Origin of the sequence: Stenotrophomonas sepilia (assembly GCF_003244875.1) — a bacterium.
In the GTDB taxonomy this organism is placed as follows: Bacteria; Pseudomonadota; Gammaproteobacteria; order Xanthomonadales; family Xanthomonadaceae; genus Stenotrophomonas; species Stenotrophomonas sepilia.
In genome coordinates, this window is sequence record NZ_LXXZ01000028.1 from 53,044 (window position 1) to 76,296 (window position 23,253).

General features: G+C 67.3%; 29 protein-coding genes. 9 read left to right on the forward strand and 20 right to left on the reverse strand.

All coding sequences use genetic code 11. The features are described 5' to 3' along the window. The first annotated feature begins 146 nt into the window (after nucleotides 1-146). Together A7X97_RS04445 and A7X97_RS04450 are read left to right on the forward strand one after the other, a co-directional pair. Complete coding sequence (locus A7X97_RS04445) at nucleotides 147-359, forward strand: DUF4287 domain-containing protein (protein ID WP_014646220.1); 213 nt, start codon at nucleotides 147-149, stop codon at nucleotides 357-359. Nucleotides 360-468: 109 nt separating this feature from the next. After that, nucleotides 469-1,176, forward strand: coding sequence for a YitT family protein (locus tag A7X97_RS04450; protein ID WP_005415543.1), 708 nt, complete (start codon nucleotides 469-471; stop codon nucleotides 1,174-1,176). Between the two features lie 82 nt (nucleotides 1,177-1,258). On the opposite strand, the gene A7X97_RS04455 is transcribed toward A7X97_RS04450, so the two are convergent. Together A7X97_RS04455 and A7X97_RS04460 are read right to left on the reverse strand one after the other, a co-directional pair. Continuing rightward, the gene (locus A7X97_RS04455; protein WP_072168202.1) at nucleotides 1,259-1,804 is read right to left on the reverse strand and encodes a DNA-3-methyladenine glycosylase I; all 546 of its coding nucleotides are present in this window, start codon (nucleotides 1,802-1,804) and stop codon (nucleotides 1,259-1,261) included. Further along, nucleotides 1,801-3,594, reverse strand: coding sequence for a DUF4153 domain-containing protein (locus A7X97_RS04460; RefSeq protein WP_088497787.1), 1,794 nt, complete (start codon nucleotides 3,592-3,594; stop codon nucleotides 1,801-1,803). Before A7X97_RS04460 ends, A7X97_RS04455 begins: the two co-directional genes overlap by 4 nt. Before the next feature lie 91 nt (nucleotides 3,595-3,685). Between A7X97_RS04460 and A7X97_RS04465 the strand changes: the two genes are divergently transcribed. From A7X97_RS04465 to A7X97_RS04480, 4 genes are all read left to right on the forward strand, one after another. Beyond that, nucleotides 3,686-4,252 carry a YqgE/AlgH family protein gene (locus A7X97_RS04465; RefSeq protein ID WP_072168200.1) on the forward strand — a complete coding sequence of 189 codons (567 nt, stop codon included), beginning with the start codon at nucleotides 3,686-3,688 and terminating at the stop codon, nucleotides 4,250-4,252. Continuing rightward, the gene (gene ruvX, locus A7X97_RS04470; protein WP_088497786.1) at nucleotides 4,245-4,739 is read left to right on the forward strand and encodes a Holliday junction resolvase RuvX; all 495 of its coding nucleotides are present in this window, start codon (nucleotides 4,245-4,247) and stop codon (nucleotides 4,737-4,739) included. Before A7X97_RS04465 ends, ruvX begins: the two co-directional genes overlap by 8 nt. Before the next feature lie 16 nt (nucleotides 4,740-4,755). After that, the gene (locus A7X97_RS04475; RefSeq protein WP_111007639.1) at nucleotides 4,756-5,706 is read left to right on the forward strand and encodes an aspartate carbamoyltransferase catalytic subunit; all 951 of its coding nucleotides are present in this window, start codon (nucleotides 4,756-4,758) and stop codon (nucleotides 5,704-5,706) included. Between the two features lie 145 nt (nucleotides 5,707-5,851). Beyond that, nucleotides 5,852-6,343 (forward strand): REP-associated tyrosine transposase, encoded by a 492-nt coding sequence (locus A7X97_RS04480; protein ID WP_111007640.1) that lies wholly within the window; start codon nucleotides 5,852-5,854, stop codon nucleotides 6,341-6,343. A 120-nt stretch (nucleotides 6,344-6,463) separates the two neighbouring features. Here A7X97_RS04480 and A7X97_RS04485 read toward each other — a convergent pair whose 3' ends face one another. The 16 genes from A7X97_RS04485 to A7X97_RS04560 form a co-directional block, all read right to left on the reverse strand. Next, nucleotides 6,464-7,261: a carboxylesterase family protein gene (locus tag A7X97_RS04485; protein WP_111007641.1), complete on the reverse strand. Its 798-nt coding sequence runs from the start codon at nucleotides 7,259-7,261 to the stop codon at nucleotides 6,464-6,466. Nucleotides 7,262-7,332: 71 nt separating this feature from the next. Further along, nucleotides 7,333-7,599, reverse strand: a complete 267-nt coding sequence (locus A7X97_RS04490) for a hypothetical protein (protein ID WP_061479786.1) — start codon at nucleotides 7,597-7,599, stop codon at nucleotides 7,333-7,335. 105 nt (nucleotides 7,600-7,704) lie between these two features. Next, the gene (mgtE, locus tag A7X97_RS04495) at nucleotides 7,705-9,066 is read right to left on the reverse strand and encodes a magnesium transporter (protein ID WP_049410631.1); all 1,362 of its coding nucleotides are present in this window, start codon (nucleotides 9,064-9,066) and stop codon (nucleotides 7,705-7,707) included. A gap of 126 nt (nucleotides 9,067-9,192) precedes the next feature. Beyond that, entirely contained in the window at nucleotides 9,193-10,962 is a 1,770-nt protein-coding gene (gene ptsP / locus A7X97_RS04500; RefSeq protein ID WP_111007642.1) for a phosphoenolpyruvate--protein phosphotransferase, read from the reverse strand. A gap of 2 nt (nucleotides 10,963-10,964) precedes the next feature. Beyond that, nucleotides 10,965-11,234 carry an HPr family phosphocarrier protein gene (locus A7X97_RS04505; protein WP_005408385.1) on the reverse strand — a complete coding sequence of 90 codons (270 nt, stop codon included), beginning with the start codon at nucleotides 11,232-11,234 and terminating at the stop codon, nucleotides 10,965-10,967. Further along, nucleotides 11,227-11,619, reverse strand: a complete 393-nt coding sequence (locus A7X97_RS04510) for a PTS sugar transporter subunit IIA (RefSeq protein WP_111007643.1) — start codon at nucleotides 11,617-11,619, stop codon at nucleotides 11,227-11,229. The genes A7X97_RS04505 and A7X97_RS04510 overlap by 8 nt, the downstream gene beginning before the upstream one ends. Before the next feature lie 305 nt (nucleotides 11,620-11,924). Then, nucleotides 11,925-12,809 (reverse strand): RNase adapter RapZ, encoded by an 885-nt coding sequence (gene rapZ / locus A7X97_RS04515; protein WP_005415554.1) that lies wholly within the window; start codon nucleotides 12,807-12,809, stop codon nucleotides 11,925-11,927. Nucleotides 12,810-12,836: 27 nt separating this feature from the next. Next, nucleotides 12,837-13,787: an HPr(Ser) kinase/phosphatase gene (gene hprK, locus A7X97_RS04520; RefSeq protein WP_005408388.1), complete on the reverse strand. Its 951-nt coding sequence runs from the start codon at nucleotides 13,785-13,787 to the stop codon at nucleotides 12,837-12,839. Beyond that, complete coding sequence (locus A7X97_RS04525) at nucleotides 13,784-14,236, reverse strand: PTS sugar transporter subunit IIA (protein WP_072168192.1); 453 nt, start codon at nucleotides 14,234-14,236, stop codon at nucleotides 13,784-13,786. Before A7X97_RS04525 ends, hprK begins: the two co-directional genes overlap by 4 nt. Nucleotides 14,237-14,257: 21 nt before the next feature. Beyond that, entirely contained in the window at nucleotides 14,258-14,575 is a 318-nt protein-coding gene (gene hpf / locus A7X97_RS04530) for a ribosome hibernation-promoting factor, HPF/YfiA family (protein WP_005415556.1), read from the reverse strand. Between the two features lie 58 nt (nucleotides 14,576-14,633). After that, nucleotides 14,634-16,055 carry an RNA polymerase factor sigma-54 gene (locus tag A7X97_RS04535; protein WP_111007644.1) on the reverse strand — a complete coding sequence of 474 codons (1,422 nt, stop codon included), beginning with the start codon at nucleotides 16,053-16,055 and terminating at the stop codon, nucleotides 14,634-14,636. Between the two features lie 40 nt (nucleotides 16,056-16,095). Then, complete coding sequence (gene lptB, locus A7X97_RS04540; RefSeq protein WP_005415558.1) at nucleotides 16,096-16,815, reverse strand: LPS export ABC transporter ATP-binding protein; 720 nt, start codon at nucleotides 16,813-16,815, stop codon at nucleotides 16,096-16,098. Continuing rightward, on the reverse strand, nucleotides 16,815-17,381 hold the full coding sequence (lptA, locus tag A7X97_RS04545; protein WP_088497781.1) for a lipopolysaccharide transport periplasmic protein LptA: 567 nt from the start codon (nucleotides 17,379-17,381) through the stop codon (nucleotides 16,815-16,817). The genes lptB and lptA overlap by 1 nt, the downstream gene beginning before the upstream one ends. A 101-nt stretch (nucleotides 17,382-17,482) precedes the next feature. Beyond that, nucleotides 17,483-18,058, reverse strand: a complete 576-nt coding sequence (lptC, locus tag A7X97_RS04550) for an LPS export ABC transporter periplasmic protein LptC (protein ID WP_005415560.1) — start codon at nucleotides 18,056-18,058, stop codon at nucleotides 17,483-17,485. After that, complete coding sequence (locus tag A7X97_RS04555; RefSeq protein ID WP_049415164.1) at nucleotides 18,055-18,603, reverse strand: KdsC family phosphatase; 549 nt, start codon at nucleotides 18,601-18,603, stop codon at nucleotides 18,055-18,057. Before A7X97_RS04555 ends, lptC begins: the two co-directional genes overlap by 4 nt. Before the next feature lie 66 nt (nucleotides 18,604-18,669). Next, nucleotides 18,670-19,671: a KpsF/GutQ family sugar-phosphate isomerase gene (locus tag A7X97_RS04560; RefSeq protein WP_061479792.1), complete on the reverse strand. Its 1,002-nt coding sequence runs from the start codon at nucleotides 19,669-19,671 to the stop codon at nucleotides 18,670-18,672. Nucleotides 19,672-19,725: 54 nt separating this feature from the next. Here A7X97_RS04560 and A7X97_RS04565 point away from each other — a divergent pair, with 54 nt between their 5' ends. The 3 genes from A7X97_RS04565 to A7X97_RS04575 are packed head-to-tail and all read left to right on the forward strand — an operon-like array spanning nucleotide 19,726 to nucleotide 21,563. Continuing rightward, nucleotides 19,726-19,956, forward strand: coding sequence for a BolA family protein (locus A7X97_RS04565; RefSeq protein WP_005408396.1), 231 nt, complete (start codon nucleotides 19,726-19,728; stop codon nucleotides 19,954-19,956). Nucleotides 19,957-19,977: 21 nt separating this feature from the next. Next, nucleotides 19,978-21,249, forward strand: a complete 1,272-nt coding sequence (gene murA, locus A7X97_RS04570) for a UDP-N-acetylglucosamine 1-carboxyvinyltransferase (RefSeq protein ID WP_088497780.1) — start codon at nucleotides 19,978-19,980, stop codon at nucleotides 21,247-21,249. Next, nucleotides 21,246-21,563: a hypothetical protein gene (locus A7X97_RS04575; protein WP_032957609.1), complete on the forward strand. Its 318-nt coding sequence runs from the start codon at nucleotides 21,246-21,248 to the stop codon at nucleotides 21,561-21,563. The genes murA and A7X97_RS04575 overlap by 4 nt, the downstream gene beginning before the upstream one ends. Before the next feature lie 122 nt (nucleotides 21,564-21,685). Here A7X97_RS04575 and A7X97_RS04580 read toward each other — a convergent pair whose 3' ends face one another. After that, entirely contained in the window at nucleotides 21,686-22,369 is a 684-nt protein-coding gene (locus A7X97_RS04580) for a DUF3108 domain-containing protein (RefSeq protein WP_005415565.1), read from the reverse strand. 2 nt (nucleotides 22,370-22,371) lie between these two features. Further along, entirely contained in the window at nucleotides 22,372-23,193 is an 822-nt protein-coding gene (locus A7X97_RS04585) for a DUF3108 domain-containing protein (RefSeq protein WP_072168187.1), read from the reverse strand. Nucleotides 23,194-23,253: the final 60 nt, after the last annotated feature.

Sequence of the window (23,253 nt, forward strand, 5' to 3'; positions counted from 1 at the left end):
CGCCTTCGACAGTTTCCCGCGAGCTGTTGGAACGGCATTCTGCTTTGGTGGGTGCCGACCGTTGGTCGGCACCGGGTCAAACGTGTGGGTATGTCGATTTCAGGGACTGTGGTTCGTCGAATGAATGACTTCAACGGGAGCTGCAGATGAGCACTGACACCAAGCCGAAAGGCCCGGCCTCGTATTTCCCCTCCATCGAGAAGACCTACGGGCAGCCGGTGGCGCACTGGTTCGGGCTTCTGGCGGGGAAGAAGGGCCTGAAACACATGGAACTGGTCAGCTTCCTGAAGAGCGAGCACGGCTTGGGCCATGGCCACGCCAACGCGCTGGTGGCGCACCATCTGGCCGGCAAGGGGTGACCGGCGGCCGGCGGAGCGGGCTGGGGCGCATTCAGCTGAACGATTTCATCTGCAACTGTCATGCAGATCGTGTCTAATACCGCTCCCCACCTGCTGTTCCCCCACCCGCATGTCCCTTCCCTCCCATGGCCCCGCGCCGTGCGACGACGCTGACGGCCACCTGGTCACCGCCGGTCCGCTGACCCCGCCGCCCGACAGCGCCGGCACCACCGCCGACGACAAAGCGCTGCGTCACTCGATCGCCGAGGACGTGCAGGGCATGGTGCTGGCCACGATGGTGGCCTCGCTGGGCCTGGCCATCTTCGCCAAGGGCGGGCTGATGATCGGCGGCATGGCGGGCATGGCCTTCCTGCTGCACTACGCGATGGGCTGGAACTTCGGCCTGGTGTTCGTGCTGGTCAACCTGCCGTTCTACTGGGTGGCGCTGCGGCGCATGGGCTGGGAATTCACCCTGAAGACCTTCGCTGCGGTCACCGCCTGTGGCGTGCTGACCGACCTGCTGCCGCGCTGGATCGACTTCTCGCACATCAACCCGCTGTACTCGGCGATCGTAGGTGGTGCGTTGTCCGGCCTGGGCATCCTGTTCTTCATCCGCCACCGTGCAAGCCTTGGTGGCATCGGCATCCTGGCGGTGTACCTGCAGCGCACCCGTGGCTGGAGCGCGGGCAAGGTGCAGATGTCCTACGACGCCTGCCTGATGGTGGCCGCGTTCTTCGTGTTGTCGCCATCGAAGGTGCTGTACTCGGCCATCGGCGCGGTGGTGCTCAGCCTGGTGCTGATGTTCAACCACCGCCCCGGCCGCTACATGGGCGTGTGACGTTCAACGGTGTTGCCGGCCAGCGGCCGGCACTACCTGAACCCATGCATGGCAGCGCCGGGCCATGCCCGGCGGATATCCATCAGCGGGCGGCGGCCTTCAACCACGGCGGCGACAGCATCAGCAGCCGCGCATGCACCGGGCAATCCTCGGCGTGCGCACCGGGCAGGTAGCCCAGGCTCATCAGGAATTCGCCGGTGATCTCGCCGCCGGTGAAGCGGAACGTCTTCTTGAACAGCTTCACCCAGTCGGCCTTGCTGCGCGGGTGGTGTGCATCCAGCCACGCCGCGAAGCTGCCATGGCTGGCCCGCAGCTGCTGGATCACCTGCGCGTTGTGGATCGCCGCCAGCACCTTCAGCCGGTTGCGGATGATGCCCGCGTCCGACAGCAGGCGCTCGATGTCCTGCTCGGCATACGCGGCCACGCGGTCGACATCGAAGCCGTCGTAGGCCGCGCGGAAGCCCTCGCGCTTCTTCAGGATCGTTTCCCAGCTCAGGCCGGCCTGGTTGATTTCCAGCACCAGCCGCTCGAACAGCTCGCGCTCGTCACGCTGCGGGAAGCCGTACTCGTTGGCGTGGTAATAGTCGTGCACCGGATGGCCCGGGGCGATGAGGCAGTAGCCGCTCATGGGGAAGGCTCGTTGGAATCGGATTCGGATTCGGGATCGATGGCCACCGCAGGGTGCCCGCCGATGGACAGCATCGGCCAGCGCGGTGGAATGAGCGTGAGCCTGCCGTCACGCAGGGCCTGGTTGATCGTCTCGGCCTGGCCGCTGACGGTGCCGAACAGCGCACCGGCCCGGCGCCACTGCGAATCCTTGCCACGTGCGTAGAGTACGCAGTCCGGTCCACGGTGGGTGTTCAGCTCGCACAGCAGCACCTCGCCGGTACCATCGCCGTCCAGGTCGCGATGCACGATCAGGCAGTCGCGCTCGCTCTGGGCGCAGGATTCGCCATTGATCGATCGGGTGGCCAGAGCTTTCCACCAGTCGTCCGGTGGCGAACTGGATCCCTTGGCCAGCTTCAGCGCGCGCTGAAGCGCGGCGACGTCCTGCGGCCCCTTGTCGAGGCGATGGCCGTCGTCCCAGCGTGAGGTGCGTGCCAGTGCTGCAGCGATCACCTGTGGCGCGTTGGCATCAGCGGTGATGGCCGGATCGCGCTGCAGTTCGCGCAGCGCCTGCACGCCACGGCGCCCCAGATCGAAGCGCAGCACGTTGACGTCGCTGCTGGTGATCGCCGGCGGGTCCGCGCGCAGCCGCTCCAGTTGGCTGGACAGGGTCAGCCGCACCGGGTCCAGCAGGGGCGAGTTGCCCAGCAGGGCCAGTGCCAGCACCGCCCAGCACATCCAGCGGTTGACCGGCTCCAGCATCTGCAGCCAGCGGCGCTGCCGGCGCAGCACCGCCAGCGCGTAGCCCACGGCATAGCCGGCCGTGGCCAATGCGACGAGTACCGCCCAGAAGCGATCCAGGGTCCAGCCGTACTGCGCCACGCGCAGGCCCAATGCATACAGTGCCAGCGCGGCGTAGACCGGCAGCGTCAGCAGGCTGGCTTCGACCAGCCTGCGCAGCACCAGAGGGTAGGAGACACTGTCTTCCCCCTGCTGGTAGACCGCATTGGTGAACGTCACCAGCAGCAGCGACACCACCACCAGCAGGCTGGCGGCCGAACGGGTCTTCCACAGCGGTTCCAGCCCGGTAAGCGGCAGGCTCAGCACGAACAATACGGCGATGAACGACAGCAGCGGCAGCAGCCCACGGCAGATCGCGAACAGCACCTGGCGGGTGATCTGGATCGCACGGTGCTGGGTGCGCCCGATCAGCACGCCGAACCCGGCCAGGCTGCCGGTGGCCAGTGCGATGAAAGCGTCCTGCCGGAACAGGTCGCGGAAGACATTCACGTCCAGCAGTTGGAACAGCGCTGCCCACAGCCACAGCAGCAGCCAGGTCAGCCCGGTGAACAGCGCCGCCAAAGCGAGGGTCAAACCGTTCTGCCAGGCGCGCTCGAACAACTCGGGGTAGCTGGCGCGCCAGTGCCCATGCTGCAGCTGGAACTGCCACCAGGGCAGGGCCACGAACACCGCCACGCCCATGCCCAGGGTCAACGGAAACTGCAGCGCGCCCGATTCCAGTGCGGTCTCGCCATTGAGGTTCCAGCCGATCCAGGCGGCCAGCGCCAGCACCACCGCCGAGCCGAGCGCGGCCTGCAGCCACAGGCGGCGCTGGCCCAGCTCGACCAGGCTCAGCGCCACCGCGCTGGGAATGGCCAGCACCCAGGCGTACCAGCAGTAGCGCCAGCCGATATCGCGGAACGGCCAGGCATCGGACAGCTCCTGCGCGGCGTACAGCATCAGGCCCTGCAGCAGGGCGATCAGGACGATGGCGCTGCGTGCCGGCAGGGTCAGGGGCGATGAAGATGGCATCAATGACCTTCCGTGGCAAAGCACCATCCTAGCCCATCGCGGTTCGGCGCCATCGCGCGACCATCCCGCCCCCAGCAGGTAGAATGGGCCCATGCCTGTAATGCCGACCTCCCTTGCCGATCACCTGCTCGTCGCGCTGCCGTCGCTGCTCGACGCGACCTTTGCCCGCAGCGTCGCGCTGATCTGCCAGCACGACGAGAACGGGGCGATGGGCGTGCTGGTCAACCAGCCTTCCGAATACACGCTGGGTGAAGTGCTCGCGCAGATGGACATCACCACCGGTGATGGCGAGCTGCAGGCGCGCATGGTGCTCAATGGCGGTCCGGTGCATCCCGAACGCGGCTTCGTCATCCATGACGACGCGCGCGCGTGGGATTCCAGCCTGACCGTGGGCCACGGCCTGTACCTGACCACCTCGCGCGACATCCTCGAAGCGATGGCGCGTGGCGAAGGCCCGGCCAATGCGGTGGTCACCCTCGGCTGTGCCGGCTGGGGCGCAGGGCAGCTGGAAAGCGAGCTGTCCGAGAACAGCTGGCTGACCGTGCCGGCCGATGCCGAGCTGGTGTTCCAGCTGCCGCTGGAGCAGCGCTGGCAGGGAGCGGCTTCGCGCATCGGCGTGGACCTGTTCCGGCTGACCGACTACAGCGGCCATGTCTGAGCCCATCACGCCCGCCCCGGTTCCTGCTGCGCCGGCGATCCGCCGTGACGGCACAGTTCTGGGTTTCGATGTTGGCTCGCGACGCATCGGCGTGGCCATCGGCAGTGCTTTCGCCGCCCATGCGCGCGCGGTGGCCGTGGTCGATGTGCACGGCAACGGCCCGGACTGGACCGCGATCGAACGCCTGCTCAAGGAATGGAGGCCCGACGGCCTGGTGGTCGGCGACCCGCTGACCCTGGACGGCCAGGACCAGCCCAACCGCAAGCGTGCGCAGGGCTTTGCCCGCCAGCTGCGGGAACGCTTCAAGCTGCCGGTGGTGATGATCGACGAGCGTTCCAGCTCGGTCGAGGCGGCCCGCCGTTTCGCCGTCGAGCGCGCCGAAGGGCGCAAGCGTCGCCGTGATGCGGCCGCCCTCGACGCCGTGGCCGCGGCGGTGATCATCGACCGCTGGCTGTCGTCCCCCGACGACGCCACCCCCATTCCCTGACTGCACGACTCCCGCCATGACTGCCCAGCAAATCGATGCCTCCGGACGCCTGCGCCACCTGCTGACCCTGGAGGGCCTGCCGCGCGAAACCCTGCTGCAGCTGCTCGATCGGGCAGGGCAGATCCGCGACGCCGCAGTCGGCCGTGTCGGCAACAAGCGCCACGTGCTGGCCGGTTCGGCGGTGTGCACGCTGTTCTTCGAGCCGTCCACGCGCACCCGCAGCTCGTTCCAGCTGGCCGCGCAGCGCCTCGGGGCCGATGTGCTGAACTTCGATGCCTCGACCTCGTCCACGCGCAAGGGCGAAACCGCCTGCGACACGCTGCGCAACCTGGAAGCGATGGGCGTGCGCGGCTTCGTGGTGCGACACCCCGATGACGGCGCCGTGGCCGCGCTGGCCGAGGCGGCGGGCGAGGGCACCGCACTGATCAACGCCGGCGACGGCCGCAGCGCGCACCCGACCCAGGGCCTGCTGGACATGCTGACCCTGCGCCAGGCCAAGGGCCCGGATTTCTCGAAGCTGAAGGTGGTGATCGTCGGCGACGTGAAGCACTCGCGCGTGGCGCGCACCGACCTGCACGCGCTGCGCACGCTGGGCGTGGGCGAGATCCGCGTGTGCGGCCCGCAGTCGCTGCTGCCGGACGACGAGACCCTGAAGGGTTGCGTGGTCGGCGATGATTTCGACGCGATGCTGGAAGGCGTCGACGCGCTGATGATGCTGCGCCTGCAGCGCGAGCGCATGGAAGAAGGCCTGGTGCCGTCGCTGGAGCAGTACCACGCGCAGTATGGCCTGACCCGCGCGCGCCTGGCGCGTGCCGGCAAGGACACTGCGGTACTGCACCCGGGCCCGATCAACCGCGGCGTGGAAGTGACCGACGACGTGGCCGATGGCCCGCAATCGTGGGTGCTGCGCCAGGTCGCCAACGGGGTCGCCGTGCGCATGGCCGTACTGGAAACCTTGCTGGGCTGACCACTTTGGTGGGTACCGACCGTTGGTCGGCACTGAACCATCAGTGCGGTGAAGTGCGGGCCTGGCCATTGAATGGTTTCGGGCCTACCTGTATTGACGTGTTGCCCGATAGAAGAGAGATACCGGCAGGCGCACGCTTGGGCCCATGAACCGCGCACGCCTACGCCTTGGCCGCCATTCCCGGATCGGGCAATCCTACATCCTGACCACCGTCACCCAGGAACGTCGACGCTACTTCGATGATGCCACTGCGGCACAGGAGGTGATGGATGTGTTCCGTCGCGTTGATGATGATGGCCTGACGCACTCACTTGCCTATGTGGTCATGCCGGACCACATCCATTGGCTTGTTGAGATCCGTGCGTTCTCGCTGGACTACATCATGCAACGCTTCAAATCGAGCAGTGCATTGCGGATCAACCGCATGCTGGGCAAGACAGGACCATTTTGGCAATCGAGCTATCACGATCACGCCATTCGTTCTGAAGAATCACTGTTTCGCCATGCGATGTACATCGTCGCCAACCCGGTCAGGGCGAACTTGGCGAGCTGCGTGGGAGAGTATCCGTATGCCTGGTGCCGATGGGAGATTGATGGGAGTTACCAAGCAATGGATTACCCCGAAGCGGAGAGATAGTGCCGACCAACGGTCGGCACCCACCAATACCCAAGCCGACCAACGGTCGGCACCCACCAATACCCAAGCCGACCAACGGTAGGTATCCACCAACAGATGTTTCCCAGCAGAAGCTGCGGTTCAGCGCTTCTGCGCGAACAGCCATGCCCACATTGCCGGGTCCGCGTAGGTGGCGTCCCAGGCATTGTGGTTGCCTTCGGGGTACTCGGTGTAGCGCACGTCACGCGCGTTGGCGTTCTGGAATGCGGCGTGCAGCCGGCGGTCGTCATCCGGCGGCACCACGTTATCCAGCGCACCATGGAAGATCCAGATCGGTGTGTGCCGAAGCCGCTTGGCGATCACGGCATAAGGATCGGATTCCTGGGCCACCTCTTCGACGAACAGGGTCGGACGCACCGCGCGCGGCGCCAGCACTGCGCCGCATACTGGCACGATCGCGGCGAAGCGCCCGGGTTGATCCAGCGCGATGTTCCAGCTGCCATAGCCGCCCATCGACATCCCGGTCAGGTACTGCCGCGAGGGATCGGCACCGAACTCGGCGATGGTGGCGTCCAGGGCGGCCAGCGCAACGCGGTTGTTGCGCCCGCTCCATTCCTGGCGGCCCGGCACCTGCGGGAATACGGCCAACGCGGGGAAGTCGGCCGCGTGCCTGCGCAGGTGCGGCCCCAGCCCGGCATGGGTCTGCTTGACGCCGTCGCCGCCACGCTCGCCGGATCCATGCAGGAACAGCACCACCGGCAGTGCGCCAGGCGTGCGCGCCGCGGCTGCCGGAATGAACACCTGGTAATAGGCGGTACGGCCATCCACTTTCACCGCACGCGATTCGAAGCGGCCACGTGTGCTGTCCGGGTGCGAGGCGCAGCCGGCCATCATCAGGATCGCCAGCATCGGCAGCCAGCGCATCATCGTACGGACCATCGACGTTCCCGGAGCGGTGGGTTCAGCCGCATCCTAGTCCGCCGCAGGTCAACGCGGCATCATGGGCCGCATCACTGCGGGCGCGGGAAGCTGGCGATGATATCCAGCTGTTCCTGGGCTTCGGCATTGCCGCTGGCGGCGGCGGCCTGCACCTGCGCCATGTCCGGGTGCAGCACCACCAGCAACGGGTTTTCGCAGACCGGGCAGTCGTACTCGGTGGCGTCCTCGTCCAGCTCCATCTCCATGGCACGCGAGCTGCCCTTCCATTCGCAGGCTGGGCAGGTGTGCTGCTGGTCGCGCCAGCCGGGCTGGAAATAGTTTTCGATCGTTGTTGCCATGAGGGTCCAGTTGGAATCGGGTCAGAGCCCCGCGCTGCGGGGATCCGACCCTGGGTCTTGGTGTGGGTCGGAGCTCCGCGTTGCGGGGATCCGGCCCGGCAGGGATCAATGCAGCAGCACCAGCGTGGCCAGGCCGAGGAAGGTGAAGAAGCCCATCGAGTCGGTCACGGCAGTCAGGAAGATGCCACTGGCCAGCGCGGGGTCGAAGCCGAAGCGTTTCAGGGTCAGCGGCACCAGCACGCCGGCCAGTGCCGCGAACAGCAGGTTGCAGGTCAGCGCGATGGCGATCACCGCCGACAGCCCGGGCGAGTGGAACCAGACCAGCACGATCAGCCCCAGGATCGAGCCGAGCAGCAGGCCGTTGAGCGCGGCCACCCGCACTTCCTTCCACAGCAGCGTGCGCGCGTTGGAGGCGCCCACCTGGCCCAACGCCAGGCCACGCACCATCAGCGCCAGCACCTGGGTGCCGGCATTGCCGCCCAGGCCGGCCACGATCGGCATCAGCACCGCCAGCGCCACCAGCTTGTCGATCGTGCCCTCGAAGTGGCCGACCACGCTGGAGGCCAGGAAGGCCGTGCACAGGTTGATCGACAGCCACATCAGGCGGCGGCGCATGGCGCGCCAGACCGGGCTGAACAGGTCCTCGTCCTCGTCCAGGCCGGCGGCGCCCAGCGCCTGGTGCTCGGCCTGGCCGCGGATGATGTCGACCACGTCATCGATGGTGATGCGGCCAACGAGGATGTTGTTCTCGTCCACTACCGGCGCGGAGATCCAGTCATGGTCGGAGAACTGCCGTGCCACTTCCTGGTCGCTCTCGCCGACGTCGATGGCCGGCTGCTCGTCGTCGATCAGGCGGTTGATCGGGGTGGTGTCCTCATGGGTCACCAGTGCCGCCAGCGACACCCGGCCGAGATACTGGTGCCGCCGGCTGACCACGAACAGGTGGTCGGTGTGGTCCGGCAATTCGCCGCGCAGGCGCAGGTAGCGCAGCACCACGTCGACGTTGACGTCGGCGCGCACGGTCACCACGTCCGGGTTCATCAGGCGGCCGGCGCTGTCCTCGGGATAGGACAGCACCTGTTCCAGCCGCTCGCGGTTCTCGCGGTCCATCGACTTGAGAACTTCATCGATGACCGTATCCGGCAGGTCTTCGACCAGGTCGGCCAGATCGTCGATGTCCAGGTCTTCGACCGCGGCGATGATCTCGTCCGGGTCCATGTCCGCGAGCAGGCTTTCGCGCACGTCCTCGCCGACGTGGACCAGCACCTCGCCGTCGTCTTCAGGATCGACCAGGCCCCACACCACCTCGCGCTTGCCCGGCGGCAGCGATTCAAGCAGGTTGCCGATCTCGGCCGGGGCCAGGGTGTTGACCAGGCGACGTACCGGGCCCAGCCGGCCGCTGTCCAGTGCATCGGACAGCATCCGCAGTTGGCGCGCAGTCTTGTCGTGGCGTACAGCTTCAGCCATCGCAGCTCCCGCGGGATAAGAAAAGCCGCGATCCCGGCAAGGATGCGGCAACAGGGGTGTTCAGCGCGTCATTATCGCAAGGCGATGTTTCAGCGCATAGCCGCCGGATGGCACCACCCTTGGCGCTCAGGCCGTTTCCGCCACCAGCGCCAGCCAGCGTTCGATGGCGCGGCGGTCGCGCGCGGCCAGCAGTTTCGGTGCACGGGCGCGCAGTGCGCCCAGGTCAGCGTCGCGTATCGCGCGGCGTACCTCCAGCAACGTACCGGGGTGCAGGCTGAACTCGCTCAGGCCCAGCGCCAGCAGCAGCGGGGTCATCCGGGCATCACCGGCCATCTCGCCGCAGACCGCCACCGGGACGCGGTGACGCGCGCCGGTCTCCATCACCATCTGCAGCAGCCGCAGCACGGCCGGGTGCAACGGTGAATACAACTCGCCCAGCGCCTCGTTGTTGCGGTCGGCAGCCAGCAGGTACTGCACCAGATCGTTGGTGCCGATCGACAGGAAATCGACCAGGTCGATGAAGCTCTCCAGCGCCAGCGCAGCGGCGGGGACTTCGATCATCGCGCCCAGCGGTACATGGTCGGACACCATGTGGCCTTCGCCGCGCAGCTGTTCGGTCAGTTTGAGCATGCGCCGGCGCACGGCCAGCAGCTCCTCGCGGGTGCTGACCATTGGCACCAGCACGCGCAGCTTGCCGTACGCAGACGCGCGCAGGATCGCGCGCAGCTGGGTGTCGGCCACCTTCGGCCGTGCCAGCGACAGGCGCACTCCGCGCAGGCCGAGTGCAGGGTTCTCTTCGTTGCTCAGGGTCAGGCCGGTACGGTCGGCCTTGTCCGCGCCCAGGTCCAGCGTGCGTATGGTGACCGGCCGCCCGCTCATGCCCAGCGCGGCATCGCGGTAGGTCTGGAACTGCTCTTCTTCGTCCGGCAGCTCATTGCGCTGCAGGAACAGGAATTCGGTGCGGTACAGGCCGAGCCCCTGCGCGCCCAGTGCATGTGCCTGGGTCACGTCTTCCAGTGATTCGGCATTGGCCAGCAGGGCAATGTCGACCTGGTCGCGGGTACGACTGGGCTTGCTGCGCAGGCGGCCGAGCTCGCGCTGCTCGCGCGCGTGCTCCTTCAGCCGGACGCGGTAGTCCCGCAGGTTGTCGGCCTGCGGGTTGACGGTGATGCTGCCGTCGGCGCCATCGATGATCAGCACATCGCCATCGGCGATGCGGCTGAGCAGCTGCGGCACGTTGACGATCAGGGGCAGGTGCAGGCTGCGCGCCAGGATCGCGCTGTGCGACAGCGCGCTGCCGGCGGCCGTGACGATGCCGACCACGCCCTGTGCCTGCAGCTGCGCCAGCTCGGAGGGCGCGATGTTGTCGCAGACCAGGATCTCGCCGGCCAGGCCTTTCACCGCCGACGGCCGTTCGGGTTGCAGGAAGGCGTGGATGCGCCCGATCACATGGTCGAGATCGTCCATGCGGCTCTTCAGATAGGCATCGTCCATGCCATCGAAGACCTTGGCCAGGCGGTCGCGCTGCAGGCGCAAGGCATAGCCGGCGCTGTACGGGCCGCTGCGGATCAGCTCGTCCAGGCCGTGCAGCAGCTCGGGGTCGTCCAGCAGCAGCGCGTGCAGGTCGAGGAACTCGCCCACTTCCTGGTTCAGGGCGCCATGCAGGCGCTGGCGCAGCTCGTGCATTTCCGTACGCGCGGCATCCAGCGCCCGGTGCAGGCGCGCCAGTTCGGCCTCGACCTGGTGGGCGGCCACGCGCTGCTCGGCCACCTCCAGCGCATGCGGGAGCCGCACGCGTGCCCGGCCCATCGCCGTTCCGCGCGCGGCGCCGTGGCCGGCCAGCAGCTGTACCGGCCGTTGGCCGGAAGGGACCTGGCTGGCGCGTGCGCGCGGCACGCTCAGCTGTCCTCGTCGAAGCGGCGTTCGAACAGGCCGACCACCGCTTCCATCGCGGCGGCTTCGTCCTCGCCGTTGATGCGCACGGTGACCGGGGTGCCCTGGCCGGCGGCCAGCAGCATCACGCCCATGATGCTCTTGGCGTTGATCTCACGGCCCTTGGCGGCCATGGTCACGTTGCAGCGGAACGGTGCCAGGGTCTGCACCAGCTTGGCGGTGGCCCGGGCATGCAGGCCCAGGCGGTTGCTGACGGTGAGTTCTCGTTCAAGCATCGTCGACTATCGCTCCATTACGGGTACCCGCCGCGGCTGTGGCGGGCAGTTGATCCAGTCCCTGTTCCGGATAATTCATCACCCGCAGCAACATCGGCAGGCTCAGCGCCGATACCCGGCGAACCGGGGTCCCCAGCCGGGCCAGCTGCCCGGCAAGGTTGGCGGGGCTGGCGCCGTACAGGTCGGTCAGGATCAGCACGCCGTCACTTCCATCGACCCGCCGCAAAGCGGCCGAGGCGAGCGGGAGCAGGGCGTCCAGGTCTGCGTCGAACGGTACTTCGAAAGCTTCGGTTTTCAGCGGCAACTGCCGCAGGAGCCGGGTCGCCACGTCAAGCAGGGCGGTCCCGACCCCGGGATGTGTTACGAGGAGAATGCCACAGGTCATTACTGCACGTTAACAGGTCAAGGTGAATCGGCGATAGCAGCAGATGAGGGGTACTGTGTCCCGTATTCAGTGTTGCTCGGGTCGGGGCCCTTTTTCATTGAAAAAGGGATCCGACCCCATGCGTTTTTCGATGCCTGGCAGCGATTCATCCACGCATGGCGTGGATCTACCGTGTCGACCAAGGTCGACACCTACCCACACCGCCCCGCCATCCCACGGAATGCCGCTTTTGCTTTTGCTGTTGCTGTTGCCGGCCAGCGGCCGGCACTACCAACGGGTGCCGGGCGCAGCCCGGCCGACCACCCTCAATCCTGTTCGCGGTGGTAGGTGGCCACGTCCTGCCAGCCCATCTCGCGGGCGTGCCGGGCCATGCGCTCGGCCAGAAACACCGAGCGGTGCTTGCCGCCGGTGCAGCCGAACGCCACGGTCACGTAGCTGCGGGTGCCATCCCCCAGTTTCGGCAGCCAGGTATCCAGGAAATCCATCAGCTGGGCCAGGTAACGCTGCACGTCGGGCTGCGCTTCCAGATAGTCGCGCACGCCCGGCTCGCGGCCGCTCAGCGCGCGCAGGTCCGGGTCCCAGTGTGGATTGGGCAGCACCCGCGCATCGAACACGAAGTCCGCCTCGGCCGGTACGCCGCGCTTGTAGGCGAATGATTCGAACAGCAGCGACAGGCCGGTGGCATGGTCCATCGCGAACTCGGTGATGATCCGCCGCCGCAGCTGGTGCACGTTGAGGGTACTGGTATCGATCACCGCATCGGCCTCGCGGCGCAACGGTGCGGTCAGCTCGCGCTCGCGGGCGATCGCTTCGGGCAGCGACAGGCCCAGCTGGCTCAGCGGATGGCGACGGCGGGTGTCGGCGTAGCGCTTGAGCACCGTTTCGTCGCTGGCCTCGAAGAACAGTACCTTCACTTCCACGCCGGCGTCGGTGGCCAGCTGCCGCCAGTCGCCCAGCTGGCTCAGGTCGGCCTGGCCGCGGACATCGATGCCTACGGCCAGGCGGCGCGGTGCGCTGCCGTCGTGGTTGGCCAGCAGGCTGCGCACGAAGTCCGGCAGCAGGTGGATCGGCAGGTTGTCCGAGCAGTAGTAGTCCTGGTCCTCGAAGGTCTTCAGGGCGACGGATTTACCCGAGCCGGACAGGCCGCTGACGATGATCAGGGTCGGGGCGGTGGGGATTGCGGTGCTCATGGACAGGCTCTTCGAGGGGCAGGAGGATCAGGGTGTTCGCCGTTCCAGCAGGTTGCTGTGGCGGGCGATGAACATGGCCGCCGGATCAATGCCCTTGGTGCGCAGGATGTGCAGGCGGGTGGCGGCTTCGGTGAGCACGGCCAGGTTGCGGCCAGGCATCACCGGCAGGGTGATCAGCGGAACGTCCAGGTCCAGCACATGGCGGGTGCCCGAGTCGCCGGTCAGACGCTCGTAGCCATGCGGGGTGGGTTCGGTCATCGGCTTGGTCAGGTGGACGATCAGCCGAAGGTACTTGTTCTTCTTTACAGCCGTGTCGCCGAACATCTCGCGCACGTTCAGCACGCCCAGGCCGCGCACTTCCAGCAGGTCCTGCAGCAGTTCGGGGCAGGTGCCGTCGAGTACATCCGGGGCGATCTGGGTGAACTCGGGGGCGTCGTCGGCGACCAGGCGGTGACCACGGCTGAGCAGCTCCAGTGCCAGTTCGCTCTTGCCCGACCCGGCCTCGCCGGTGATCAGCACGCCAATGGAATAGATCTCCATGAACACGCCGTGCAGGATCACCCTCGGTGCGAGCGTGCGCGCCAGGTGGTAGGACAGGTGGTTGAGCAGTTCGTGGCCGCGCTTGGGCGACAGCCACAGCGGCGTGCCGGATTCATCGGCGGCGGCGCGCAGGTCTTCCGGGCAGGCCTGGTTGCGGGTCAGCACCAGCGCAAGCGGGTGCGACTGCATGATCTTTTCGATGGTCTCCCAGCGCTGGCGCGGTTCCAGCGCATCCAGCCAGGACAGTTCCTCGGTGCCCAGGATCTGCACCTTGTTGGGATAGATGGCGTTGAGGTAGCCGGCCAGCGAGGGACGCCGCGAGACGGTATTGCCGGCCTCCAGCTCGCGCTTCTCACCGGATTTTCCTGCGGCCCAGCGCAGCCCCAGCCGCTCGCGCTGCTGTTCGAACAGTTCACGGGCGGTGATGCTGGTATTCATGCGGCGCTCGCAGGTGGGGTCATGTCCAGCGCCTCGCGCAGGGCCCGGGCATCGCCGGCCTCACGCAGGGCCTGGCGGATATCCGGCGCGGAAAACAGCTCGGCCAGCTCGGACAGCAGCATCAGGTGCTGGTGGGTGTAGTGGGCGGGGACGGCCATCGCGAACACCAGGTCCACCGGCTCATCGCCGCCGAAGTCGACCGGGCTCGCCAGACGCAGCAGGGCGCCACGGGGGCGGTCCAGGGTCGGCGCGCGGCCGTGGGGGATGGCGATACCGTGGCCGATCGCGGTGCTGCCCAGGGCTTCGCGCTGGCACAGGTTCAGATAGATCTGTTCGGCATTGGCCTGGCGGCAGGCCAGCAACCCGGCGGCGGCCTGCAGGACGCTGTCGCGGTCGGTGGCCGCGCAGAGCTGGGTCTGCACGGCCGCCAGGAGGTCAGTCAGGGGCATGTCTGCGGGGAACGGTGGCGATCAGCCACCATTGTCACCCACCGGCAGCGGTGCGTGCTGCTGTTTTTTCTCCTTGTGCTTGATGACCAGGCGGTCAAGCTTGTCCGCAAGCAGGTCGATCGCGGCATACATGGTCTGGCCGCCGGCCTCGGCGTGCAGGGTCTGCCCCGGGATGTTGAGGCTGGCGTCGACGTGGTGTTCGGTCTTCTGCAGCTTGAGGGTCACCCGCGCTTCGCAGTGCTGGTCGAAGTGTTTTCCGATCCGGGCCAGCTTCTCCTCCACATAGGACTGCAGGGCCGGGGTGACTTCGACGTCTTTGCCAAACGTTTCGATGCGCATCGGGTTTCTCCTGTGTTCGGATGTGCCAATGAACCTCTCCGCCGGGCGCGGCGGTGCGTCAAGCGATTCTGACCCTTTCGTGCGAGGCGGAGATGTTCATGGCTTCACGATACTTCGCCACGGTGCGTCGCGCTACTGGAATTCCCGACGATTTGAGCAGGTCAGCCAGCTTGGCGTCAGAAAGCGGCTTGCGCGGGTTTTCGTCGTCGATCAGGCGCCGGATCATCGCCTGGATGGCGGTGCTGGACGCCTCGCCACCGCCTTCGGTATCGATGCCCGAGGCGAAGAAGGCACGCAGCGGCAACGTGCCGCGCGGTGTGCGCACATGCTTGCGGGCGATCGCGCGCGACACCGTCGACTCGTGCAGGCCCAGTTCGGCGGCGATCTCGCGCAGGGTCAGCGGACGCAGCGCCTGTTCGCCGAACTCGAGGAAACCGGCCTGCCGCAGAATCAGGCTGCGTACCACCCGCAGCAGGGTTTCACCGCGCTGCTGCAGGCCCTTCAGCAGCCAGCGCGCCTCCTGCAGCTGGCCACGCAGGTAGCCGGCGTCGGCCTCGCCACAGCGGCGGATCAGCTGTTCGTAGCCACGGTGGATCACCACCTTCGGCCCGGCATGGGCGGCCAGCGCCGCGCGCCAGATGCCGTTCTGCCGCCACACCACCACGTCGGGCACCACGTAGGTATCCTGCGAAAGCGGCGCGATCTGGGTCCCCGGACGCGGGTCCAGCGAGCGCAGCAGGGCGACCGCTGTCTCGACCTCGTCCAGCGGCTGTTTCAGTTCATGGGCCAGACCGGCGACGCCACTGCGTGGCAGTCGTTCCAGCGGGCCTGCGGCAATCTGCCGCGCCAGCGCCAGGCCCGCGGTGTCGCCAGGCAACAGATCCAGCTGCAGCTGCAGGCATTCGCCGAGCGTGCGCGCGGCAACGCCGACCGGGTCGAAGCGCTGGATGCGATGCAGCACCGCAAGGATTTCATCCTCATCGGCATGAACCGACGGCAGCAGGGTTTCGGCGATGGTGGCCAGCGGTTCGCGCAGGTAACCGTCGTCGTCCAACGCATCGATCAGCGCAGCGCCGATGCTGCGGTCGTGCATGGAAAGATGCGACAGGTGCAGCTGCCACAGCAGGTGGTCGGCCAGCGTCTCGGTTTCGGCCACGCGCTCGGCGGCGCTGCCGGCGTCATCATCATCGTCGAAGCTGCCGCCACTGCCGGCAGCGCTCCAGTCGAGCTCGGCCGGTGCCCAGTCGTCGCCATTGTCGGTGCGTTCGGCCGGCGTGTCGGCGTCCGTGTTGTCGCCGCCTTCATTGGCGGCACTGCTGTCGTTGCTGTCGGCCCAGTCCAGCAGCGGATTGCTTTCCACGGCCTGGGCAATTTCAAGCTCCAGCTCGGTCGTGGACATCTGCAGCAGCTTGATCGCCTGCTGCAGCTGGGGGGTGAGCACCAGCTGCTGTCCCAACGATGTCTGCAGCCGAGTCTTCATGCCTGTGCCGAATGGAAGGAAAGGGACCCAGCACCTGCGGTCACAGCTTGAAGGAATCCCCAAGGTAGACGCGACGTACGTCAGCGTTGTCCAGGATCGCCTCCGGCGAGCCCTGGGCCAGCACGGTACCCTCGGCGAGGATATACGCGCGGTCGCAGATTCCCAAGGTCTCGCGCACGTTGTGGTCGGTGATCAGCACGCCGATGCCACGCTGCTTGAGATGGGTGACGATGCGCTGGATTTCGCCCACCGAGATCGGGTCGACACCGGCAAACGGTTCGTCGAGCAGGATCAGGCGCGGCTGCGCGGCCAGTGCGCGGGCGATCTCGCAGCGACGACGTTCGCCACCGGACAGGCTGGCACCGAGCTGGTCGGCGACATGGCCCAGCTGCAGCTCGTCGAGCAGGCTGTTCAATTCGCGCTCGCGGCCGGCCGAATCCAGGTCTTCGCGCAGTTCAAGCACCAGGCGGAGGTTGTCGGCCACGGTCAGCTTGCGGAACACCGACGGCTCCTGCGGCAGGTAGCCCACGCCCTGCTTGGCACGGGTGTACATCGGGTCGCTGGTGATGTCCTTGCCGTCGAGCACGATGCTGCCTGCATCGGCGGCGACCAGGCCGACGATCATGTAGAAGCAGGTGGTCTTGCCGGCACCGTTGGGGCCGAGCAGGCCGACCACTTCACCGGCGTCGAGGGTCAGCCCGAAGTCCTTGACGACTTCGCGCTGCTTGTAGCGCTTGCGCAGGCCCTTGGCGACGAGCATTACTTCTTGCTCCCCGCCGGCTTGGCCGGCGTGCTGGCCGGAGCCGCCGCCTTGGGTGCGGCGGCCGGCTGTGCCGCCGCGTTCTTGTTCTTCGGCGGAATGACAGTGCGCACGCGGCTGCCATCGCCACCGGAGTTCATCTCCCCGGTGCGGGTGTTGTAGACCATGCGCTGGCCGGCATTGGTGCCGCGCGCGCTGGTGACCTTGTAGCTGCCGGTCAGGGTGATGATCTCGGTCTTGATGTCGTAGTCGATGCGATCAGCCACCGCGTCCATCCAGGTGCCGTCGTCGAGCTGCTGCTTCATCGTGGCCTGCTTGCCGGTGAATACCGCACGCACGGCCTCGCCGTCCTTGAGGTAGATCTCCGCTTCGGACGCGCGGATGTCCAGCGTGCCCTGGGTAACGGTTACGCCCTGCGAGAGCACGGTCTTGCCATCGCCGGTGAGCACGCCCGACTGAGCGCCCGAGTCGATGGTCATGTTCTCGTTGCGGTCGGTGGACTTGGCAAAGCCAACGCTGGGAACAAGGAGACCGAGCGCGAGTACGGCTGCAAAGGGAATCTTCATCGGGGTCCGTTCTACCGGTGGGGCCGTCCGGGAAACCGGCGGCGGGTGGGTGGGCCGCCTTCCTTGCGCCGGTCCGGGGACGTCGCAGGAGGGTGGCGGAATCAGCGTCGGGGCGTGTATCGGCCCTTGGACTGGCTGAGGAAATGATACGTGTTGTTCTTCGAATCCACCTCGAAGCCCACGCCGGACTGTTCCATGCCGGGACGGGTCATGGTGACCCGCGCATCGGTGCGGGCACGGTTCTCCTTCGGGAACACGTCCAGGTGGTCGGTGCGGAACGTGGTCGGCACCACGCCCGGATCGGCCGGACTGTCGCCAGCGACATTGCCGCGCAGCTTCATCTCGTCGCCCTTGGCGCTGAGCCAGCCGGTCTCGGCGCGCAGGGTCCAGTGCTTGCCATCCTTGTCCGGCATCTCGAACAGTGGGGTGGCGATGTTGATGGTCTGGTCGCCGCGCTGCCGTTCCAGCCGCGGTGCGCGCAGGGTGGTCGATTCCTTGCCCTGCTCATCCAGTGCGACGATCTGGAAGTCGTGCAGGATGTAGTCCACGCCGGCGTCCTGGCCGGCAGTGGCCGGGCCCTTGTCACGGTTGCGCAGGGCGGCCCAGCTGCTGAGCAGGGCCGCCAGCAGCAGGCCGATGCCGAGCACGGTGCGCCAGTTCAGGGTGGGCAGGTTCATGCGCCGAACCTCGCCAGGACCGCGTCCACATGGCCCTGGGCGGCCAGCAGGATGTCGCACAGTTCACGGGCGGCGCCACGTCCGCCATCGGCGCGGGTCTGCCAGTGCACGCGCTCGGCGATCCACGGGTGGGCGTTGGCTGGCGCCACCGCCAGGCCGACCGCGCCCAGCGGCGCCAGGTCCGGCAGGTCGTCGCCCATGAAGGCCACCTGCTCCAGGCCGATGCCATGCTGCGCACACAGCGCCTGCACGCTGGCCAGCTTGTCGCCCACGGCGATCTGGGTGTCGATGCCGAGGTCGGCGCCGCGCTTGAGCGCGGACTGGCTGTTGCGCGCGGTGATCAGCACGGGATGGATGCCGTGCTGCTGCAGCAGTTTCAGGCCCAGACCGTCCTGCACGAAGTACGCCTTGCTCTCGTTGCCGTCCTTGTCGTAGTACAGCCGACCGTCGGTGAGGGTACCGTCCACGTCGAAGCAGGCCAGGCGGACGCGGGCCGCAGCGGCATGCAGGTGGGCGGGGAACGCGGGCAGCGGGGACCAGGGCATCAGGCGATCAGGCTCGGTGGGGGCGTGTGGGGCATTACAGACTGAATGGGGTCTACGGACTGTCGGTTAAACCACCCGGGCCCGCAACAGGTCATGAATGTTCAGGGCGCCGACCGCACGGCCCTGGCCATCGACCACGATCAGGCCGTTGATTTTCTGGGTCTCCATCTGCCGCGCGGCCTCTACGGCCAGCTGGTCGGCACCGATGGTGCGCGGGTTGCGGGTCATCACATCGGCGATCTTCGCGGTGCGCACGTCCAGCGCGCTGTCCAGCGCCCGGCGCAGGTCGCCGTCGGTGAACAGGCCGATCAGCACGCCATCGGCGTCGACCACGGCGGTCATGCCGAGCCGCTTGCGGCTCATTTCCACCAGCGCCTCGCTGAGGCTGGCATCGGCGCTCACGCTGGGCAGGTCCTCGCCGGTATGCATGACATCGGTGATGTGCAGCAGCAGGCGACGGCCGAGGCTGCCGGCCGGGTGCGAGCGGGCGAAGTCGTCGGCGGTGAAGCCGCGTGCGTCAAGCAGGGCTACGGCCAGCGCATCGCCCATCGCCAGCGAGGCGGTGGTGCTGGAGGTCGGCGCCAGCGCCAGCGGGCAGGCCTCGGCCGGCACGCTTACATCCAGGTGGATGTCGGCGGCGGTGGCCAGGCTCGACTGCGGGCGGCCGGTCATGGAAATCAGCACGTTGCCCTGGCGCTTGAGCACCGGCAGCAGCATCAGCACCTCATCGGACTCGCCCGAATAGGACAGGGCCAGCACCACGTCGGCTTCGGTGATCATGCCCAGGTCGCCGTGGCCGGCTTCGCCGGGATGCACGTAGAACGCCGGTGTGCCGGTGGAGGCCAGGGTGGCGGCGATCTTGCGGGCAATGTGGCCGGACTTGCCCATGCCGGTGGCGACCACCCGGCCGCGGCTGGCCAGGATCGCCTCGCAGGCCTGCTGGAAGGCCTCGCCAAGGCGGTCGGCGACGGCATCCAGCGCCTGCCGCTCGATCTCGAACACGCGGCGGCCACTGGCGACCAGGCCGGCAGGGTCGACGGAACGGGGGGGCAACAGGGATTCGGCCATGCGGACGCCACGCAGCGGAAGTAGAATGGAGGCACATTTTATTAGGAAAGCCCGTTGGACGCCGACACCATCCGCAATCTGATCGAAACCGGCCTGCCTGGCGCCCGCGCCGATGTGCAGGGCGATGATGGCGTGCATTTCGAAGCGACCGTGGTCTGCGAGGCCTTCGCCGGCAAGATGCCGCTGGCCCGCCACCGCATGGTCTATGCCACGCTGGGCGACCTGATGGGCGGCGCGATCCACGCGCTGGCACTGAAAACCGTGACCCCGGCCGAAGCCGGCTGAACCGCAGAAGATCCCGAATACATGGCCAAGATCGTTGTGACCGGCGGCGCTGCGCTGCACGGTGAAGTGAGCATCTCCGGCGCCAAGAACGCCGTCCTCCCCATCCTCTGCGCGACCCTGCTGGCCGATGAGCCGGTGGAGATCACCAACGTGCCGCACCTGCACGACGTGGTCACCACGGTGAAGCTGCTGGGCGAGCTGGGTGCCAAGGTCACCATCGACCAGGGCACGCTGTCGCGTGGCAGTGCGATCGTGGTCGACCCGCGTTCGGTCAACCAGCACGTTGCGCCGTACGAGCTGGTCAAGACCATGCGCGCCTCGATCCTGGTGCTGGGCCCGCTGCTGGCCCGCTTCGGCGCGGCCGAAGTGTCGCTGCCCGGCGGCTGCGCGATCGGTTCGCGTCCGGTCGACCAGCACATCAAGGGCCTGCAGGCGCTGGGTGCCGAGATCGTGGTCGAGAACGGCTTCATCAAGGCCAGCGCCAAGCGCCTGAAGGGCGGCCATTTCACCTTCGACATGGTCAGCGTCACCGGCACCGAGAACGTGCTGATGGGCGCGGTGCTGGCCGAAGGTACCACCATCCTCGACAACTGCGCGATGGAACCGGAAGTGACCGATCTGGCGCATTGCCTGATCGCGCTGGGCGCGAAGATCGAAGGCCTGGGCACTGCCCGCCTGGTCATCGAAGGCGTCGAGCGCCTGTCCGGCGGCCGCCACGAAGTGCTGCCCGACCGCATCGAAACCGGTACCTTCCTGGTCGCTGCGGCGATGACCGGCGGCAAGGTCACGGTCAACCGTGCGCGCCCGAACACCATGGACGCGGTGCTGTCCAAGCTGGTCGAGGCCGGCGCGAAGATCGAGACCACCGAAGACACCATCACCCTGGACATGCAGGGCAAGCGGCCGAAGGCGGTCAACCTGACCACCGCGCCGTACCCGGCGTTCCCGACCGACATGCAGGCGCAGTTCATGGCACTCAACTGCGTGGCCGACGGGGTGGGCGTGATCAACGAAACGATCTTCGAGAACCGTTTCATGCACGTCAATGAACTGCTGCGCCTGGGCGCGGACATCCAGGTTGAAGGCCACACCGCCATCGTGCGTGGCAGCGAGCACCTGAGTGGCGCACCGGTAATGGCCACCGACCTGCGTGCGTCGGCGTCGCTGATCCTGGCCGGCCTGATGGCCAGCGGCGAGACCACCATCGACCGCATCTACCACCTTGATCGTGGCTACGAGAACATCGAAGAGAAGCTGTCTTCGCTCGGTGCCACCATCCGGCGCGTGCCATGATCCTGCGCGGCAAGTTCAGCCCGCGCCGCAAGGCGCTGCTGGCTCTGGTGCTGATCGTGCTGGCGTGGCTGGGCTATGCCTGGTACGCCAACATCGCCATCACCCAGGGCATCGAGCAGAAGGACATGGACTGGAATGGCGACGGCACGGTCTCGCGTGACGAGATCATCGAATCGTTCTACGCGGTCGCGGTGAACGACAGCCAGGACGGCAACCGCCATTGCCGTACCTTCGTCTGGCGCAGCACCGGCGAACAGATCCGCGTGGACTGCCGCACCGAGTTCAAGCCGGCCGCGGCCGAGGAAAAGAAGTAAGAACAACGCCCGCGAAAGCGGGCGTCTTCTTTTGGCAGTGCCGGCCGCTGGCCGGCAATCCCGTCAATCTCGTGGAGCACTACACAAATGCCGGCCAGCGGCCGGCACTACCGGTTCGCCGGTCAGTTCATCGCCTTGATGGTCAGGTCCAGCGCATCGCGGCCGCTCTCACGCTGCAGCATGCGCGCCGGCACCGGGAATTCCGGCACGATCCAGGCGATCAGCTCCTTGTTGCCGTCGGCACGCGAGACCTTGGTGGCCTCGTAGCTCTTGCCGCCCACGGTGATCGATTCCTTGCCGATCACGCGGTAGGTCATGTTCTTGATGCGGCCTTCGTCGACCATGCGATAGGTCAGCGGCTTGCCGGCGGCCAGGTCGCGGGCGATCGCCAGATTGATCAGCAGCGCGTCCATGTCGCCCGTCTTCAACGCGATGGGGCCCGCACGGTCCGGCTTGATGTCGCCGGTCCAGGTGGCCTGGTTGCTGGTCCAGTTGTAGTTGGCCTGCACATTGCGCTTCTTCACCAGCAGTGCCGAACGGTCCTGGCTGCTGAGCGGGCGCAGCTGGCCACGCACCTCTTCGAACACGGTGCTCTGGCTCAGGTCGGCCAGCTGGTTCTTCACCTGCAGCGTGTAGCGCCACTTGTTGGCTCCCTCGCTGCTCAGCGTCATGCTGCCATTGGCCTGCATGCCCATGTAGCTGGCCAGGTAATCGGCCTTGAATGGCTGCAGGGCCATGGCCGGCAGGCTGGCCACCGACAGTGCGGCTGCAGCGATCCAGGTGAGGGGGCGGGTCAGGGTGCTCATGCTCAGACTCCTTGGTACTCGATCAGGCGCAGATCGACGCGGTCTTCGCCGTCTTCGCGTTGCAGGATGCGCACCGGGGTGGGGACACCGTTGGCGATCCAGAGGATGGTTTCGTTGTTGCCGCCGTTGGTCCGGTAGACCCGCAGCGCGTTGTAGGACAGGTCGCCGACCTCGACATTCTCGGTCTGCGGCGCGGCCTGGTAGTCGTGCTGGCGGACCTTGCCCATGTCCACGTAGCGATAGTGCATGGTGGCGCCCGGGCGGGCATCACGCATGATCGCCAGATTGATCAGCAGCGCGCTCTGGTCGCCCGGCTGCAGCGCGATCGGTTGCGCACGTTCCTTCTTGACGTCGCCGCTCCACTGCGCGGTGCCGGCCTGCCAGTTGTACGTGCCGACCGCTTTCTTGCCCAGGAACAGGCCCTTGCGCACCGTGCTCTGGCTGAGCGGCGCATAGACGCCGCTGCGCTCTTCGAACACCGTGCTCTGCTCGATGTTCAGGCCCAGCACGCTGGCGAAGCCGCGGCGGCCGACCACCTGCATGTCCACCCGCCACTGGTTGCCGCCGGTGTGGGTGACCTGCATGCTGGCGTCGCCGGCCTCCTTGCCTTTGTAGAAGGCCTGGTAGGTCGCGGTGAACGGCTGCAGCGGCGGCGGCTCCCAGGCCAGCGCCGGCGGCATCGGCACGGCCGGTTCTGCGGGCGGCTGTACTACGGGCGCCGGCTGCGCAGGGGCCGCAGGCGCTTGCACCTGGCCCCAACCCACGCCGGGAAGCACGACAAGCGACAGCAGCAATGAAGTGGACAGCAGGGTCGTGGTCTTCATGGAGGACAGGAGCTGCAGGAGGGGGGCAGGATGCCAGCCCCGCAGTCAGCGGGGCGTGTG